The 18774-nt window shown below is 37.9% G+C and carries 17 protein-coding genes; 14 read left to right on the plus strand and 3 right to left on the minus strand.

Features of this window, described 5'->3' with window-relative positions:
- The first annotated feature begins 406 nt into the window (after positions 1–406).
- The 12 genes from AAIE21_RS19030 (at position 407) to AAIE21_RS19085 (ending at position 13082) form a co-directional block, all read left to right on the plus strand.
- Positions 407–916 carry a DUF84 family protein gene (locus AAIE21_RS19030; protein ID WP_343268213.1) on the plus strand — a complete coding sequence of 170 codons (510 nt, stop codon included), beginning with the start codon at positions 407–409 and terminating at the stop codon, positions 914–916.
- A gap of 82 nt (positions 917–998) precedes the next feature.
- Complete coding sequence (locus AAIE21_RS19035) at positions 999–1313, plus strand: thioredoxin family protein (protein WP_343268214.1); 315 nt, start codon at positions 999–1001, stop codon at positions 1311–1313.
- A 79-nt stretch (positions 1314–1392) separates the two neighbouring features.
- Positions 1393–2205, plus strand: a complete 813-nt coding sequence (locus AAIE21_RS19040; protein WP_343268215.1) for a DUF1444 domain-containing protein — start codon at positions 1393–1395, stop codon at positions 2203–2205.
- Positions 2202–2816, plus strand: coding sequence for a YtpR family tRNA-binding protein (gene ytpR / locus AAIE21_RS19045; RefSeq protein WP_343268216.1), 615 nt, complete (start codon positions 2202–2204; stop codon positions 2814–2816). The genes AAIE21_RS19040 and ytpR overlap by 4 nt, the downstream gene beginning before the upstream one ends.
- 149 nt (positions 2817–2965) lie before the next feature.
- On the plus strand, positions 2966–3313 hold the full coding sequence (locus AAIE21_RS19050) for a thiamine transporter (protein ID WP_343268217.1): 348 nt from the start codon (positions 2966–2968) through the stop codon (positions 3311–3313).
- 219 nt (positions 3314–3532) lie between these two features.
- A complete protein-coding gene (locus tag AAIE21_RS19055; protein ID WP_343268218.1) occupies positions 3533–4498 on the plus strand; it encodes an N-acetylmuramoyl-L-alanine amidase in 966 nt (321 codons plus the stop codon).
- Between the two features lie 526 nt (positions 4499–5024).
- Complete coding sequence (locus tag AAIE21_RS19060; RefSeq protein WP_343268219.1) at positions 5025–8861, plus strand: DNA translocase FtsK; 3837 nt, start codon at positions 5025–5027, stop codon at positions 8859–8861.
- A gap of 60 nt (positions 8862–8921) precedes the next feature.
- The gene (locus AAIE21_RS19065; protein ID WP_343268220.1) at positions 8922–10040 is read left to right on the plus strand and encodes a nicotinate phosphoribosyltransferase; all 1119 of its coding nucleotides are present in this window, start codon (positions 8922–8924) and stop codon (positions 10038–10040) included.
- A 251-nt stretch (positions 10041–10291) separates the two neighbouring features.
- Complete coding sequence (murC, locus tag AAIE21_RS19070) at positions 10292–11602, plus strand: UDP-N-acetylmuramate--L-alanine ligase (RefSeq protein ID WP_343268221.1); 1311 nt, start codon at positions 10292–10294, stop codon at positions 11600–11602.
- A gap of 187 nt (positions 11603–11789) precedes the next feature.
- A complete protein-coding gene (locus tag AAIE21_RS19075; RefSeq protein ID WP_343268222.1) occupies positions 11790–12338 on the plus strand; it encodes a GNAT family N-acetyltransferase in 549 nt (182 codons plus the stop codon).
- 147 nt (positions 12339–12485) lie between these two features.
- A complete protein-coding gene (locus tag AAIE21_RS19080) occupies positions 12486–12884 on the plus strand; it encodes a PH domain-containing protein (protein ID WP_343268223.1) in 399 nt (132 codons plus the stop codon).
- 12 nt (positions 12885–12896) lie between these two features.
- Positions 12897–13082 (plus strand): hypothetical protein, encoded by a 186-nt coding sequence (locus tag AAIE21_RS19085; RefSeq protein ID WP_343268224.1) that lies wholly within the window; start codon positions 12897–12899, stop codon positions 13080–13082.
- A gap of 132 nt (positions 13083–13214) precedes the next feature.
- Here the strand turns inward: AAIE21_RS19085 and AAIE21_RS19090 are convergent, their stop codons facing one another.
- Positions 13215–14330, minus strand: coding sequence for an aminopeptidase (locus AAIE21_RS19090; RefSeq protein ID WP_033796453.1), 1116 nt, complete (start codon positions 14328–14330; stop codon positions 13215–13217).
- Positions 14331–14472: 142 nt separating this feature from the next.
- Between AAIE21_RS19090 and AAIE21_RS19095 the strand changes: the two genes are divergently transcribed.
- Both AAIE21_RS19095 and ytxJ read left to right on the plus strand, forming a co-directional pair.
- Positions 14473–15021, plus strand: coding sequence for a DUF948 domain-containing protein (locus tag AAIE21_RS19095; RefSeq protein ID WP_343268225.1), 549 nt, complete (start codon positions 14473–14475; stop codon positions 15019–15021).
- A gap of 1 nt (position 15022) precedes the next feature.
- Positions 15023–15349, plus strand: coding sequence for a bacillithiol system redox-active protein YtxJ (gene ytxJ, locus AAIE21_RS19100; RefSeq protein WP_343268226.1), 327 nt, complete (start codon positions 15023–15025; stop codon positions 15347–15349).
- A gap of 50 nt (positions 15350–15399) precedes the next feature.
- Here ytxJ and AAIE21_RS19105 read toward each other — a convergent pair whose 3' ends face one another.
- On the minus strand, positions 15400–17220 hold the full coding sequence (locus AAIE21_RS19105; RefSeq protein WP_481858692.1) for an ABC transporter substrate-binding protein: 1821 nt from the start codon (positions 17218–17220) through the stop codon (positions 15400–15402).
- A gap of 32 nt (positions 17221–17252) precedes the next feature.
- The gene (locus tag AAIE21_RS19110; RefSeq protein ID WP_343268227.1) at positions 17253–18767 is read right to left on the minus strand and encodes an ABC transporter permease; all 1515 of its coding nucleotides are present in this window, start codon (positions 18765–18767) and stop codon (positions 17253–17255) included.
- Between the last annotated feature and the right edge of the window lie 7 nt (positions 18768–18774).

Below are 18774 nucleotides of genomic sequence, written 5' to 3' on the forward strand. Positions count from 1 at the left end.
ATGAGAGGGTGATCTGTTTGTGCTTTCATAGCTGGAAACTATGGAGTGTGAAAGCGAAGGATTATCTCCCCCTTTTCTTTTTTGGGATTAGAGAGAGGACCCAGCTATGTGTAGAAGCGGTCAGTGCCTGTTTTGGCCCCGTGCCATGTGAAACCAAAAGGGAAAAATGAGTGGTGGTCTTCTTTTGGTTTCATAGCCAAAATATATCTGTTGGGAAATCGAAGAAGGTATATATGGTGAAGAACTGAGAGGAAATCATTCTTTTAAGGTAGAAGAGGGCGTCCATTCATGCATAGAAACACTCGGGTTTTCTGTTTATCCCCATACAGAGCCAAAATAAAGAAAGAACAAGAGTATCAATTATCTTTTGTTTTTTGTAGCACTTATTTATATAGAGGTGAATGAGATGAAAGTAGCAGTTGGATCGAAAAATCAAACGAAAGTAGGAGCCGTGCAAGAAGTATGGAAAGAGGCGAATATTACTTCTGCCTCGGTTCCTTCAGGAGTCGCAGCGCAACCATTTTCTGATGAAGAAACGATGCAAGGTGCAATCAATAGAGCAAAGCGAGCGCTAGAAGCAGAGAAAGCTAACATCGGGTTTGGATTAGAAGGCGGCGTTATGAAAACAGAGCATGGTTTGTTTATGTGTAACTGGGGGGCTTTAGCAACGAGTACAGGTAAAATATTTGTAGCGGGCGGTGCACGTATTAAGTTACCAGATGATTTTCTTGCTCCTCTTGAAGGTGGGAAAGAACTGAGTGAAGTGATGGAGGAATTTGTAAAACGAAAAGACATTCGTAGCCATGAAGGTGCAATCGGTATTTTTACAGATCATTATGTTGATCGGACACAATTATTTGTACATGTTGTAAAGCTGTTAGTTGGGCAATATAAGTATGATGAAAAACAAGCATAAACCTTGCACCATACGTGATGTATGGTAGTATAAAAGAAGATTAAACATGAAAAGATACACTTCGTTAGAGGAGGAAATATAGATGAAATCATTAGAAAGCATGGAGCAATTTCAAACGTTAAAAAATGAAGAGAAAGTGATTTTTATGTTTTCAGCAGAATGGTGCCCAGATTGCCGTTTTGTTGATCCATTTATGCCGGAAGTAGAAGAGAAATATAATGATTTCTCATTTTACTATGTAGATCGTGATGAATTTATTGATCTATGCGTAAAATTAGACGTATTTGGCATTCCTAGCTTTGTAGCGTACAATAAAGGTGAAGAAACTGGACGCTATGTAAACAAAGATCGTAAAACACAAGAGCAAATTGAAGCGTTTATTGAAGGGTTAAAATAAGGCGAGTAGCCAATTAAATTGTAAAAACAACCTCTACCTTCGCGGGGGAGGTTATTTTTTTGGAAGGGAGGCAAACGACATGAAAATGACAAGTAAAAAAATGAAAGAAGAGCTAATAAAGAGGTTGGCTCGCCCGGAATGGGAATTTCATTATGATAGCGAAAAAGATGCACTTCGCATTGAACAAAAAGATACGAAAAAAGGTATTACTGTGTCACTCCCAGGAGTTGTAGCGAAATGGGAAGTGAAAAAAGAAGCGGCAATTGAAGATGTTGTCTATTACGTACAAGAGGCGTTAGTTGCGATGCATAAAGAAGAAAGCAGTGCAGCAAAAATTCTGCCAGTTATTCGCTCTACTTCTTTCCCGCAACAAGCGGAGGAAGGCAATCCGTTTTTAATGACAGATCATACAGCAGAAACACGTATTTATTATGCATTAGACTCTAATAAAACATATCGATTAATTGATAAGCGTTTGTTACAAAAGCTAGGGCTTACTGAGCAGCAAGTACGTGAAATGGCATTGTTTAATGTACGTTCATTAGGCTATACATTTAAACAAGATGAAGTAGCAGGAAATACATTTTATTTCTTAAACACAAATGATGGCTATGATGCGAGTCGTATTTTGAATGAATCGCTATTACAATCAATGCGTGAGAAGATTTCAGGCGATATGGTTGTGGCTGTTCCACACCAAGATGTATTAATTGTTGCTGATATCGTGAACGAAATCGGTTATGATATTATTGCACAAATGACAATGAAGTTTTTTGCTGAAGGTCATGTTCCGATTACATCACTTTCATTTGTATATGAAGATGGAGACTTTGAACCAATCTTTATTTTAGCAAAAAATCGGAAGAAGACAGATGGAAAAGAGAAAGGATGAACAAAGTGAACGTTTTTTACAACCTTGAAGGAATTGGCGACACATTAATTGTTGCTTTACAAGATATTACATTAGAAAATCGTACGTTTGACCGCAAAGAAGATGTTGCTCGCGTTTATGATCGTGAAAGCAATGTAACAGGAGGATTTAACATTTTTAATGCGTCTTCTTATGTAGAAGTAAAGGAAAATGGAAACCTTACTTTAACAAAAGAGCTAGTTGCAAAAATCAATGAGATTTTAGCAGAAAATGGCTTTGAAGAAAAAGTAGAAGCTGATCTCACACCGAAATTTGTTGTTGGTTATGTAGCTGAAAAAGAAAAGCATCCAAATGCTGATAAATTAAATATCTGTAAAGTAGAAATCGGTACAGATACATTACAAATCGTATGCGGTGCACCAAACGTTGATGCAGGACAAAAAGTTGTTGTTGCAAAAATTGGTGCTGTAATGCCAAGCGGTATGTTAATTAAACCGGCAGAGCTTCGCGGCGTTCCGTCTGCTGGAATGATTTGCTCGGCACGTGAATTAGAGCTTCCAGATGCTCCACAGGAAAAAGGTATTCTTGTATTAGAAGACAGCTATGAAGTTGGACAAGAATTTAAATTTTAATTGATATAGAAAAGTAGCCTCATTATAAAATGAGGCTACTTTTTTTTGCAGAAATGTCCCTAGATTGTAACGCTTTTCCCAAAAAAACATATTGTATTTCAAAAACAATTTAGTTAAAATTTAGAAAAAATAGAAGGGGATAGGGATGCATGAAACAACATCCAAAAGTAAAAGAGCTTTTAGGGCTTATTGAAACTTCGAAGAAACATGATATTGAATTACAATCATTTGAAATATATTTATTTCACGAAAATGAATTGGAAAAGGGACAAATTGGATATCGATATGATAAAAACAAAAATTCGCTTATTGGTGGGAAAAAGGGAGATTGGCAAGAGGATTGGATCGTTATTGGATATGAGACGGATATGGGTGATCCTATCTTTGTTGATATAGGCGATCCACTTCATCCGATATACACAGCCGAAAAAGGGTCAGAGATATGGAAACCAGTTTGTATCGCACATAGCATTGATGAGATTATGAAACAATTTTAAATATGGAAATACAAAGTGAAAAGCCTGATTGAAAACCTTTCTCTTAAGGTGGAAGAGAGCGTCGATCCAAGTATAGAAGCGTACCTTATGCGGAGTGAAAACAAAGAGAGAATAAGAGTAGGTCTTCTTTTTTCTTCATAGCCGCGATCTATATGTGAAAACCTAAATAAAAATTGAAAAACCGGCATGAAATCTTTCTTTTTAGATGGGAGAGAAACAATGAAGTATATAAAAATAATGTGTGTAGTTGCAGTACTTGGAATATATATGGGCGCATGCTCGAAGGAACAAGAAAAAGAAACACTATCTACTGTTCAAGAAGAGAGTAAAAAGGTTGTAGAAAACACGAAAGAAGCCCCGCCAGAGAAGCAAGAGAAGAAAGTAGAAACTGAATTACCAGTGGAACAAAATGGAGAACAAGAGAAAAAAACTGAACAAGAGCTATCCACGGAGCAAGATCAAAAACAAGAGCCAAAGGTAGAACAAGTACCACCGGCTGAGGAATCGGCGAAAACGCCTGAGGTAAAAGCAGCTGCTGAGCAAAAACAAGGGCAGTTCCTTGTTGTGATTGATCCAGGGCATCAAGAGAAAGCAAATTTAAATTTAGAACCAATTGGTCCGGGGGCAACTGAGAAAAAATATAAAGTGACCGATGGAACGACCGGCGTTGTGACGAAAAAACGAGAATCTGTTCTCGTATTAGAAGCTGCTGTTATGTTGAAAGAGAAGCTCGAAGCAAAAGGTATACAAGTGCTTATGACGAGAACGTCGCATGATGTTGATATAAGTAATAAAGAGCGAGCGACATTCGCAAATGATCATCAAGCAAATTTATTTTTACGCCTTCATGCGGATGGTTCAGAAAATCCGGCGCAAAAAGGGTTTGCTGTGTTGACGCCAGCCGAAGGAAATACATATACAAAAGGAATTTATGCAGAAAGCTTACAAGTTTCTCAGGTTATTGTGAAGAAAATGAAAGAAAATAGCCAGGTGAAAGTAAATGGGATTAAGTTTCGTGATGATCTTTCTGGATTCAATTGGTCAAAAGTTCCGGGTGTTTTACTGGAGCTAGGATTTATGTCGAATCCTGAAGAAGATCAGAAACTATCAGACGCACAGTATCTAGGCTCTTTACTGCAAAGTGTGGCGGAGAGTGTAGAAGAATATCGGAAGAGTAAAGCTTAGTCGGCAGTCTTATATAGGAGACTGCTTTTTTATATAAACAAAAAGTGGAAAACGATATAAAATCTTTCTTTTAAGGTGGGAGAGAGGGGCCGTCCATGGATAGAAGCGGTCAGAGCCTTTTTTAGCTCCATGCCGAGTGAAACTAAAAAGAGAAAACGAGTGTAGGTCTTCTTTTAATTTCACATCCGGAACTTAGGAGCCAGTAAGGAAAACCGGATTTACAAAGTGAAAAATCGATAGAAAGCCTTTCTTTTAAGTTGAGAGAGAGGGGCTACCCATGGATGGATGCTGTCAGATTATCCTCTTGTTTTATGCCAAGTAAAACCAAAGAGAGAACACGAGAAAAGGTCACCTTTTGTTTGTTATGGCACCGACTTATATGTTGGAAAATCAAAAAAGATTTGTATTATACTTACTGAAAATTTGAATATGGTGGACAAAATACAAGAACGCAATTTTACCTGCACTTTTTGCCGAATGCTGATACAATAAAGGATGTTACTATTTAGTAGAAAGAGTGGTAAGCATGTTAGATTGGATGAAAAAGCTGTTTAACAAAGAGGAACATCAGGAAGAAAAAACAGCGATGAATAAAGAAGTACCGAAGAATACTGAAAGTAAGCCGAAAATTCCTCGTGTAAACCACTACACTGCAGCAAGAGAAGCACAAATGGCTAGTCGGAATTCAGGTGTGAAATGTCGATTTCCGTTAGTACCTGATGATGGATTTGATGAGGAGAATGTGGAAGAATCAACACAGGTTGAAGAGCAACAGCTGCCGAGAGTAACGAATATGGAGAGGCGTGGGCCGAGATATGTAGAAGAACCAATTCATACATTTGTCCCTCAACAAGCTGAACGAGAAATTGAGCCAGAGCCTTTCGTGCCAAAAAAATCTGTTCCAGCACAAGAAAGCAATCGAAGACCATTTCGTCCAACAGAAATGATTTCGCCGATTTTTGGATATAAACGTCCATCCGCGGAGCAACAAAAAGTGAAGGTGGAAGAAAAAGGGCAGGAAGACCTTGAAATATCGGTTGAAGGTAAATCAGTTGTCGATGCTTGGTTGGAGAAAAAAGGATACTCACTTACGAATTTCTCAGACGAATCTGTTACTCCTTCTAAGGAGTATGATCAGCACCAAGAAAGTAAAAAAGAGGAAAAGTCCGTTGTTGATCAGTGGTTAGAGAAGAACGGTTATGATTCCGAACGTGCACTTACTTCGTTAGAGGAGCAAGAAAAGGTAGATGTCACTTCAGACTCTCATCCATTTGTAACTGATGGCTTGTTACATAAATCAGTTGGACAGGATCATAAGAAAGAAGAGCATACTGCTGAAACCGTACAGGTATTTGAGTCAGAACCAGATGCAGTGGTGTTATCAGAATATGATAACGGAGGAAATGAAGAATCTCTACAAGGTGAATTATTAGATTCTACTGTAGAGAACATGGATACAACGTCAACGGAAGAAAGTGAATATAAGAGAGAAATAGAAGAAGAACAGCTAGTGAAGAAAACTACTGTGGAAGAAAATGCTGTTGAAGTAGTAGAGGAAACAGCGAAAGAGGTTAAAGAAACTGCACCGGAAGCAGAAGAAGTGGAAGAGCCTGAAGCAACGCCGGAAATTGAAGAAGTGGAAGAGCCTGAAGCAACACCGGAAGCAGAAGAAGTGGAAGAGCCTGAAGCAATGCCGGAAGTTGAAGCAGTGGAAGAAGCAGAAACAGCACTGGAAGCAGAAGAAGTGGAAGAGCCTGAAGCAACGCCGGAAATTGAAGAAGTGGAAGAGCCTGAAGCAACGCCGGAAATTGAAGAAGTGGAAGAGCCTGAAGCAACGCCGGAAATTGAAGAAGTGGAAGAGCCTGAAACAACGCCGGAAATTAAAGCGGTGGAAGAAGCAGAAGCAACACCGGAAGCAGAAGAAGTGGAAGAGCCTGAAGCAATGCCGGAAGTTGAAGCAGTGGAAGAAGCAGAAACAGCACTGGAAGCAGAAGAAGTGGAAGAGCCTGAAGCAATGCCGGAAGTTGAAGCAGTAGAAGAAGCAGAAACAGTGCCAGCAGTTAAAATAGAAGAAGAATCTGTTCAAGTAGTAGTTGAAGAAACTGCAGAACAAGAGAAGGTTGTTTCTAAAGTAGAAAATAGTATTTCTGAAACACCGTTAGTAGCGGATGAGAATACGAAAGAAGCTGTTCAAAACTTTGCAAATGTATTAATCGAAGAGGCAGAAGAAAAGCAAGAGGTTGCTTTGGAGCAGACTGCTATGCAAAAAGAAGAGCCGAAGCGTGAGAAAAAGCGCCATGTGCCGTTTAATGTTGTGATGTTAAAACAAGATAGAAGAAAGTTGATGGAGAGGCATGCGGTTAGAGTGCAAAAACCGCAGACTCCTGTAAAACAAGCTGAAGAAACTTCGCAAGTGAACGCACAGCCTGTGCAACAAATGGAAGAGAAACCAGCACAGCAAGTTATAGCGGAAACTCAAGTGGAAGAGAAACCAGCACAGCAAGTTATAGCGGAAACTCAAGTGGAAGAGAAACCAGCACAGCAAGTTATAGCGGAAACTCAAGTGGAAGAGAAACCAGCACAGCAAGTTATAGCGGAAACTCAAGTGGAAGAGAGACCAGCACAGCAAGTTGTAGTGGAAACTCAAGTGAAAGAGAGACTAGTAGAACAAGTTGTGGTAGAAACTCAAGTGGAAGAGAGACCAGTAGAACGAGTTGTAGTGGAAACTCAAGTGAAAGAGAGACTAGTAGAACAAGTTGTGGTAGAAACTCAAGTGGAAGAGAGACCAGTAGAACGAGTTGTAGTGGAAACTCAAGTAATAGAGAAGCCAGTACAGCAAACGGAAGTGAAGGCACCTGTTGCAAATGAAGGAGTACAAGAAAAAGCATACGTTGTAGCCAAAAGAGAGAATGATGTGCGTAACGTACTGCAAACACCACCTGAATACGCAATGCCGCCATTAACATTGTTGACAATCCCGAGTCAGACATCATTTGATAACACAGGGTGGTTAGAAGAACAGAAAGAATTATTAGATACGACGTTTAATAATTTTCATGTTGGGGCTCATGTTATCAATGTTTCACAAGGACCAGCTGTAACTCGTTTTGAAGTACAACCTGATCCGGGTGTGAAGGTAAATAAAATTACAAACTTAAGCGATGATATTAAGTTGAGTTTAGCTGCAAAAGATATTCGAATTGAAGCACCAATTCCAGGGAAAAGTGCAATCGGGATTGAGGTTCCGAATAAAGAGAGTAAGCCGGTATTTTTAAGAGAAATCTTGAGAAGTCCTGTGTTCACGAAGAGTGAATCACCGCTTACAGTTGCGCTTGGGCTTGATATTTCCGGAGAACCAATTGTAACGGATATCAGGAAGATGCCACATGGACTGATTGCTGGTGCGACTGGTTCAGGTAAAAGTGTGTGCATTAACGCTATTTTAACGAGCATTTTATATAAGGCGAAACCACATGAAGTGAAGCTAATACTGATTGATCCAAAAATGGTAGAGCTTGCACCATATAACTCTGTTCCGCATCTTGTAGCACCTGTTATTACGGATGTGAAAGCAGCTACAGCAGCACTAAAATGGGCTGTAGAAGAGATGGAACGCCGTTATGAATTATTTGCACATGCTGGTGCACGTGATTTAACTCGTTATAATACAATTGTGAGCGGGCAGGAAGTTCCAGGTGAGACATTGCCATATATTGTTATTGTAATTGATGAGTTAGCTGATTTAATGATGGTTGCTCCTGGTGATGTTGAGGAAGCAATTTGCCGTATCGCTCAAAAAGCACGTGCTTGCGGCATCCATCTATTAGTCGCAACGCAGCGTCCATCTGTAGATGTTATTACAGGATTAATTAAATCAAATATTCCAACGCGTATTGCGTTTACAGTATCCTCTCAAGTCGATTCACGTACAATCATTGACATTGGAGGAGCAGAAAAATTACTTGGCCGCGGTGATATGCTATTTTTAGGAAACGGTACGTCAAAAGCGGTTCGTGTGCAAGGTGTGTACGTATCGGATGATGAAATTGAAAAAACAGTTGAACATGTGAAAAAGCAAATGAAACCGAACTATTTATTTAAACAAGAAGATTTATTGGCGAAAACAGAGCAACATGAAGCCGAAGATGAACTGTTTTTTGATGCATGTCAATTTGTTGTAGAACAAGGGGGAGCGTCCACATCTTCTGTACAGAGAAAATTCCGCATCGGTTATAATCGTGCGGCACGTCTTATTGAAGAGATGGAAGCACAAGGGATTATTTCTGAAGCAAGGGGAACAAAACCGAGGGATGTTCTTATTTCAGAGGATGAGTTTGCTGCTATGCAGGAAACGAATGTATAGGAAGCGGTTTTGCTGTATACTAAGAGAAAATGTTGGATAGTAAAGTAGGGAGTAAACGACATGAAAGAAATTGAATTAAAATTAAAAGGTGAAATCAATCGACTAACAAATAAAACATTTAAATTTGATGAACGAGTTGGGGAAGGCTGGTTCTCTGCCGTTTACTTTTTAAAAACTCGTGATATTATTCAAGAATTTCGCCCGAAAAGTGTTGTGACAATGCAATTTTTCCAAAAAGAACATGCGGTACTTTGCGGAACAGATGAAGTATTAGCATTGTTACAAACATTTGCTGAACATCCAGAAGAGCTTGAAATCCATTCTTTAAAAGATGGGGACAATATTAATCCATTTGAAACAGTTCTAACAATCACTGGACCTTATGAATATTTCGGGTTTTTAGAAGGTGTAATCGATGGGATCTTAGCTCGTCGTACATCTGTTGCAACAAATGTATATAATGTTGTACAAGCTGCTCGCAGTGGTGAAAAAGCAAAACCTGTTATTTTCATGGGAGACCGTGATGATCATTATACACAGCAAGCTGGTGATGGGTATGCTGCGTATATCGGTGGCATGAGCGCACAAGCAACGCATGCAATGAATGAATGGTGGGGCAAGAGTGGAATGGGGACAATGCCTCACGCATTAATTCAAATGTTTAATGGTGATGTTGTAGAAGCTGCGAAAGCATACTACAAAAAGTTTCCAGAGGACGATCTCGTTGTACTGATTGATTATAACAATGATATTATTACAGATGGGCTTCGCGTTGCACGCGAATTCGGTTCAGAATTAAAAGGTGTACGCATTGATACATCACGTACAATGATTGATCAATATTTCATTCGTCATCCAGAAGTGCTTGGAACATTTGACCCGCGTGGTGTCAATCCATCACTTGTTTTCGCTCTTCGTAAAGCGCTCGATGAGGAAGGGTTCCAGCACGTAGATATTGTTGTAACTGGTGGATTTGATGAAAAACGTATTCGTGAATTTGAAGCGCAAAATGTTCCTGTAGATCTATACGGAGTAGGAAGCAGCTTGTTGAAAATGAACATTGGTTTTACAGGTGATAATGTAGAATTAAATGGAAAACCAGAAGCGAAGGCTGGACGGAAATATCGTCCAAATCCACGTTTAGAGCGTGTTCAATTAGAAAAAAGAGAAGATATGTAAAAACTCGAAAAACTGATAGGTGATTGACCCTATCAGTTTTTCTGTTATCATAGTATAACGGATTGTTTTTTGCTATAATAAGTTTGTTGTGGACATATAAGAAGTACGTACGTGTTTATCCCGATTGGTGAGAAATGATGAAAGTTCCGCTATATCGAAAATGTATGATGATTACCAAAATAAGAAAAGATTCATATACTGTCTTATAGATAGGCCGTTGTATTAGTTCGAAATGTTGGAGGTTCTTTAAGATGACAGTTTACCATTTTGTAGGAATTAAAGGAACAGGAATGAGTTCATTAGCACAAATTCTTCATGACATGAAGCATACTGTTCAAGGTTCTGATTTTGAAAAGCGTTTCTTTACACAAACAGCATTGGAAAAGCGTGGTATCTCCATCCTTCCTTTTGATAAAAATAATGTAAAAGAAGGACAAGTGATTATCGCAGGAAATGCATTCCCTGATACACATGAAGAAATTGTAGCGGCGAAAGAGTTAAATATCCCAGTACACCGTTACCATCACTTTTTAGGGGACCTTATGAGTAAGTATACAAGTGTTGCTGTAACAGGTGCACACGGAAAAACATCAACAACTGGTTTGTTAGCCCATGTAATGCAAGGTGCACATCCAACATCTTATCTTATTGGAGATGGAACGGGGCATGGGGTAGAAAATAGTAAGTATTTTGTGTTTGAGGCATGTGAGTATCGTCGTCATTTCTTGTCTTACTATCCAGACTATGCAATTATGACAAATATTGATTTTGACCATCCAGACTACTTTACAGACATTAATGATGTGTTTAGTGCATTCCAAGAGATGGCGCTTCAAGTGAAAAAAGGAATTATTGCATGTGGTGATGATGAAGAACTTCAAAAAATTCAAGCGAAAGTACCTGTTATTTTCTATGGATTTGGTGAAGATAATGATTTCCAAGCACGTAACATCCAAAAGAGAACAGATGGTACTGTATTCGATGTATTCGTTCGTAATACGTATTATGAAACGTTCAAAATCACAGGATACGGCAATCATAGCGTCTTAAATGCATTAGCGGTTATTGCGCTTTGTCACTATGAAAATGTTGATGTAGAAGCAGTAAAACATCAATTAACAACGTTTGAAGGCGTAAAACGTCGCTTTAATGAAAAACCGATGGGAGAACAAGTCATCATCGATGATTATGCGCACCATCCGACAGAAATTAACGCAACGATTGAAGCTGCACGTCAAAAACATCCAGAGCGTGAAATTGTCGCTGTATTCCAGCCACACACATTCTCGCGTACAGAAAAATTCTTAGATGAGTTTGCGGAAAGCCTAAGCAAGGCTGATCAAGTATACCTATGTGATATTTTCGGATCAGCACGTGAAAACAAAGGTGACTTAACAATTCAAGACCTGCAACAACGCATTGATGGTGCAGAATTGATTACAGATACAACAACGGATGTATTAAAGAAACATAAAAACGGCGTTCTTATTTTCATGGGCGCAGGTGATATCCAAAAATTCGAAGCAGCTTACGTGAAAGAAGTGCAAGTTGCGGAGAAGTAATAAAGTGAAAAAGACGTGCAGCGGTGGCTGTACGTCTTTTTTGTTTGTTTTTTGTAGTGAATTATGTCGAATCGCCGATATATAATGAGAAACGGTCGATATATTTCAAAAATCGCTGATATATTGAGGGAGATTAACAAATTGTGCTCTGAAGTGTTAGAATAATAAGAAAAAAAGGGGTGAAAAAATGTTCACACTACGAGTAGATGATGAAATTGAACTTCAATTACTAGAAAAACATCATAAAGAAGAGTTATATCAATTAGTAGATCAAAACAGAGAGCATTTAAGAGAATGGCTTCCATGGGTCGATGGGACAAAATCAGCTGATGCATATGATGAAATTCTTCCGATGTGGCTGAAGAAACTTGCAGATGGAAACGGTTTTGAAACAGGTATACGCTATAATGGAAAACTCGTTGGAATGCTTGGTATCCACGAGGTGAACTGGGCTAAGAAAGCAACAAGTCTTGGATACTATCTTGCAGAAGAAGCAGGCGGAAAAGGAATTATGACGCGAAGTGTAAAAGCGGTAATTCGTTATGCGTTTGAGGATTTAAAATTAAACAAGATTGAAATCCGTTGTGGGGTAGAAAACAAGAAAAGCCGTGCGATTCCAGAGCGACTTGGTTTTAATTTAGACGGTATTTTGCGAGATGAAGAATGGTTATATGATCATTTTCATGATCTTGCGGTGTATAGTTTATTGGCTTCAGAATGGAAGGAGATTCGATGAGCGATACGATTTGTGTTCAGTTAAGGAAGGGACCGTTAAAGAATATTGTTGAATAAGGAGTTTCATAGTTTTTGAAAACTGGAGATTAAAGTAGTCTCTAGTTTTTTTATGGTTAAAAATGGTATAATTTGGTTGAGGGGTGATGGCATGAATTTTCCTATCCAAAGAAGCATACCAATTATGATTTTTGTAAGTGTAATGTTAATTCTTATGGTTGTTTGGCCAATCGGAATGCTGATTATAGACAACGGAAACTGGGGATCAGCACTAATTGCAATGGTAATTTGCCTCATTGTAAATGTCCCGCTTGTTTGGGAAGTATTTATAAAAAAACATACTGTAGAAAATGGTGTATTGAAATACGGGATATTAAATGCTGATATTGTCTTATCTGATGTGAGAGTGGTTCGCCAAGTTGGAAAATCATTAGAACTGACAACGAATCAATATAAAGTACATATGATTGCCATGCCTCGAAATAAGGAAAAGCTGTTGCTGCTTATTCAAGAAGCAAATCCGTATGTGAAGATAGATATGAAAGCATAACTGGGGTGAGCAATGAAGCATATTAGACTGTTATTTTGTTTTGAATTATTGATGGTGCTGGTCGCTTGTGTTAGAGGATATGTTCGCTGGGGATGGCCATTGTATGTATCGATAGGTGTAGGCATTTTAGCAGTTGTACTTTTGTTTTATTATCATTTTCGTCAAACCAAAAGTAAGGAGCATAAAGTGGAGAAATAATATTGGTGTTTTTTTGAATATATCGACCGATTCTCATAATATATCAGCGATTCGACACAGCAAATCGATCGTTCGAAAAAACAAGACATACAAAAAGAGCTCTCCTATTCAAAAGGAGAGCTCTTCTTCTTTTTATTTTAAATTCTCAGGATTCAATGCTTCTAATTCAGGTACAACGAAGCGTCCATCTTTACGGATTAATACGTCATCGAAGTAAATTTCACCGCCGCCGTATTCAGGGCGTTGGATGCATACTAAATCCCAGTGGATGTTAGAATTGTTGCCGTTCCATGCATCATCGTAAGCTTGTCCAGGTGTGAAATGGAAGCTGCCGTCGATTTTTTCATCAAATAGGATATCGCCCATTGGATGTAAGATGTACGGGTTTACGCCGATTGCAAACTCACCAACGTAACGTGCGCCTTCGTCTGTATCAAAGATTTTATTAATGCGTTCTGTATCGTTTGCAGTTGCTTCAACGATTTGACCGTTTTTAAATGTAAGCTGTACATTTTCGAATGTATAGCCGTTATATGGTGATGGTGTGTTATAAGAAACTGTACCGTTAACAGAATCGCGAACTGGTGCAGAGTATACTTCACCATCTGGAATATTTAAATGACCAGAGCATTTAATAGCTGGGATATCTTTAATAGAGAATGTTAAGTCAGTTCCAGGACCAGCAAGGCGAACTTTATCTGTTTTGTTCATTAATTCAACAAGGTTATCCATTGCTTTGTCCATTTTACCGTAATCTAAGTTACATACTTCAAAGTAGAAGTCTTCGAATGCTTCTGTGCTCATTTTTGCAAGCTGTGCCATAGATGCATTTGGATAGCGAAGAACAACCCAGCGTGTTTTCGGAACACGAATGTCTCTATGTACTTTTTTACCAACGGTTTGACCGTGGATTTTCATGCGTTCACTTGGAACGTCAGCTTGTTCGTTAATGTTGTCGCCAGAGCGAAGACCGATATAAGCATCCATATCTTTCATTACGCTTGCTTCATACGCAGCGATTTGCTCGAAATGTTCTTCAGTAGCGCCCATTAATAAAGAGCGGTCTACTTGATGATCCTTTAATGAAACGAATGGGAAACCACCAGCTGCATATGCTTCTTTTACAAGTGCAGTTACAAGTTCTTTTTGCAGACCAAAGTTTTCAATCAATACTTTTTCGCCTTTTTGTAAGCGGATAGAGTAGTTAATTAAATTGTGTGCTAAAGTTTCAATACGTGGGTCTTTCATATGTAAAGCCTCCCTACTAATTATGTATCCTTTCTTATTGTACCCTAATTGGTGGTATTTGTTTAATGATTTATGTTACAGTTGACGAACAAGTATGAAAATTCTAATGAAATTATAAGGATTAGAACGAAACGGAAAATGATTGTATAATAGGAGAAAGTATGAAAAAGATAAAGGAAGTGATGAAATGCAAGTTCTTTTATACGTAAGTGCAGCTATTATCGCAATTGCTTTTGCTATATTGGTGGTGTACACATGTAGAACGTTACTATCCGTTCAGAAGACGCTTGAAAATGTTGCAAGCACGCTGGAAGGTTTAGAAAAGCAAATGCAAGGAATAAGCGTAGAGACAGAGCAATTATTACATAAGACGAATGCATTAGCTGACGATATTCAACAAAAATCTCAGTCGTTAAATAAAGTAGTAGAAGGCGTAGATGGAATCGGAACAACCATTCATTCTTTAAATACGAAGCTTCGTAATGTATCAGATTCTGTAACAAATGAAATTGAAAATAATGCAGACAAAGTAGCACAAGTTGTACAATGGAGTAGTGCAGCAATTGAAGTGTATAATCATTTTCGTGCTACTAGACAAGAGAAGAAAGTAGAAAAAGAGGAGAAGAAGTTAGAGAAGGCAGAGAAAAAAGAGAAACGCTCTAGACTTCCAATTCGTATGAGAGGTGAATAACATGAGCATGACGAAAATTGAAACAATAGAAGAGTTTGACGCATTATTAGAAACAGCGGAACCATATATTCTTTTTAAACATAGTACAACATGCCCAATTAGCCAAGGGGCGTACGCGGAGTTCGAGGCATATTGTCACGATGCAAAAGAAACGCCTGCTTATTATTTATACGTGCAAGATGCAAGAGAGGTTTCGAATCGTATTGCAGAGCACTTTGGTATTAAACATGAGTCGCCGCAAGTGTTATACATAAAAGATGGGGTAGTGGTATGGCATACATCTCATTGGAATATTAAGAAGCAAACTTTAGAAGAGAACATCCAATAAAAAAGAGAGTGAACTAAAAGATTTTCTTTAGGTTCACTCTCTTTTTGTTTTTATTTTTTGCTTGCTTTATAGTTACTCAAGAATTTTTGTACTTTATCTGGATCGGCTTTCAGCTTATTTCCTGTTTTCACAATTGGACTAACTGTAGAAATAGCTTTAATTTTTTTGTTTTGATAAAAGCTTAGGATTTCATCTTGATTAATAGAGTAGAGAACAGCTTTTCGTAAGTCTTCACTCTTAGCAACTTCGCGATTTGCTGTGTTAAATAGTAGATAGCTTACACCATTACTCTCGATATTTTGTAGTGCTAATTTGTTATCACTTTTGATAAGATCATGCTTTGTTTCTGGAACACCGGAATATAAATGAATTTCATTGTTGCGTAGTGCAGAAAGTGCACTGTCCGTGTCTTTAATAAATCGAAGTGTTACATTTGAAATTTTAGGCTCATGCTTTGTTCCTTTTAAATAATTTGGGTTCTTTTGGAAAATTGCTTCGTAATCATTTTTGTAAGAAAGAATATATGGACCGCTTGCATACAGTGTATTATTGTACTTATTTCCATCTGTAACTGTATTTTGATCACCGTAAGGAATATCTTTATTTACATCAAATGAAGCTACATCATAAGTGTTGATACTTTCTACTTGTTTTTTAGAGACAATCCCTGCGGATTGATGAGCTAAATAGTTTAATACCTGTGGAAAAGGTGTTGTAGTTGTAAGTTTCACAACTTGATATTTGCCTTCCTTGTTATTCGCCTGTGTTTTATTAGTTACGAGTTCAGTGATTTTTGCAGGTAAGCCTTTTTCGAGTTCTTCTTTCACTGATTTAGTATTGCCTGATTGTTTCACTTTATCAAGTGTGCTGAGATCAGTAACGATTTCTACATTTTGAATATGTTCATGTAAACTATATGTGCGGTGATCAGGAACCGAGTTTTTATCTTTTGCTCGATTCAATGAGAAAATAACATCATCAGCTCCAACACGTTCTCCAGTATCTTCTGCTTTTTTGTTCGAAATTTTTGAGAAATTTATATCATCTCTAAGCAGGAAATAATATTCTGAGTTACCTTCCGCCATACTGTAGTTATGAGTTAGAGACCCATCTGATGTGATTTTGTCATTATCTGTAAGGTTAATGAGTCGAACATACATGTTTGTATTGATCATATTAATAGAACCATCATTGCCTTTAACAGGATCAAGTGATGTTAGTGTTGAAGCAGTTTGCGTAAGAATAAGAGGTGCTGATTCACGTTTACTAGTGTCTTTGAAATCAATCGCTTCCCATACGAGGGCACGAGATTTTGCCAATCTTACTGAATCCGTATTTAGAATATCTTTGTTAATAGCTTGTGTTTTCAAAGATGTGTAAAGTGGTACAATATAGGCCTTATTAAATACAAGAAGCTGTTCTAATTGTTTGTACGTATTTACATATTCTTTCGGAGCCTGCGTGCTCGCTTTATCAATTAGTTTATCGATTTCTGTATCAGCTAGGATGCTGTAATCTCCACCCGTTTTAAATAAGGAACGTACTGCGTAATCCGGATTACCAGTAACTGTTGTCCAACTAGACAATGCAATATCATAGTTACCAGCATTTTGCTGTGCTTTGAAACTTCCATAGTCGGGCTGGAGGTTTAATTTCACTTTGAATCCATTCTTGGTAAGCTGGTCTCGAACGATATTAATGTCAGTTTCACTACCACTTTGGCCAAGAATTTCGATTTCCACCGGATTTTTATCATCGACCACGTCAGCTTTCTTCTTTGTTTTTTCGGCCACTTCTGATTTGGTGTTTACAGAGCATCCTGCTATTAATAATACAAATGCTAGCAGAAGGGAAGTTAAAATTTTTTTCACAATAAATTCCTCCTCAAAGTATAGTGATAGATTCAATCTAATTTTGGATCTAGTGCATCTCTCAAACCATCTCCCAAAAAGTTGAAGGATAGAACAAGGGCAATTATGGCAAGGCCTGGATATATTGCCAAGTATGAATGAGACTCAAGGTATGTGCTTCCAATCTTCAAAATGTTCCCCCACTCTGGTATGTGCGGTTCGACACCTAATCCTAGGTAGCTCAAGCTACTTGTAGCAATAACAGCACCGCCAATCGTAAGGGTAGATTTAACAATCATTGGTGCAAGTGAGTTCGGGACAATATGTTTGAAAATAATGGAGAAATCATTCAATCCGTATGCACGTGCGGAAAGCACGTATTCATAATTTGATACCATCATTACATTTGCTCGCATTGTTCGGGCGTATGTTGGGATGGACCCTATGCTGAGTGCCACAATTAAGTTTGCTGTGTTAGCTCCAAAAGCAGCAATGATTGCAATTGCTAATAGAATACCTGGAATTGCATATAAGATATCTAAGAGTCTCATAATAATATTGTCTGTACGGTGACCGTAATAGCCGGATAATGCTCCCAAAATACCGCCAATAACTACAGGGATGATTGTAGAGATTAAACCGACAACTAGTGAAATACGAGCTCCAAATACGATTCTAGAGAACAAATCTCTTCCGAAATTATCTGTTCCGAATGGATAAGCAAGACTTGGGGCCTGAAGGATGACATTGTAATTGTTTTCCACCGCCATACCGTAGTCGAATGTTAAATAGCTACATATAGAAAGAGAAAATATAAAAACGATAAAGAAAAGTCCTAACATAGCTGTCGTATTTTGCGTGATTTTTTTCCAAATACTATCCCATTGCATGATTCGCGATGTATCACTGCTGTGGATTTTCATAATCAGATTTATTCCAAGCAATAGAGCAAAAAGGTTACCTGTAATAGCTGTAAGTAAAAGCGGAATGGCTATGTATATGAACCAAGGTGCTAGTTTATTACTTTGTACATACTTTTCTACTAAGAAAAGTGTGATTAGTTGAAAAATTAACACTGCAAGTAGTATAAACATTGATAAAAGAAATGTATCTGCAACATAAGGTTTAAACAGGTTAAGTGTTGATAGCGCAATAATAAGGAGTTGTGTAAGCAACATGTATATAGCGAATGTATATTCAAGTGTCTTTTGTTTTTTTATTAAATGGAATGCAGAGATAGTAATAAAGATATTACCGATGAAAATACTTAAAAGTTGTATGTAGCCCAGTAGTCTCGTCTTATTTTGTACATAACCTAAATTAAGAAGGTCGTGCTTAATTTTCAGTGTGATAATAAATTGTAAGCATGTAAATAGAGTGTAGGCTACAAATGTCACGAATATATATATGTTTAATGTTTGATGGTTAAAGTCATAGATATTTAGGCCTAGAATAAAAGTGAGTGCTAAAGATAGGATGCATGTAAAACTAGCTTGTGTGTATTCTGGGAGTGAATTTAGAATTTGTGTCTTTTGATGGTTTTTTATCGATTTTATGGTTTTGAGCATGAATACA

The organism is Paenibacillus sp. 102, from assembly GCF_039549175.1.
Lineage (GTDB): Bacteria > Bacillota > Bacilli > Bacillales > Bacillaceae_G > Bacillus_A.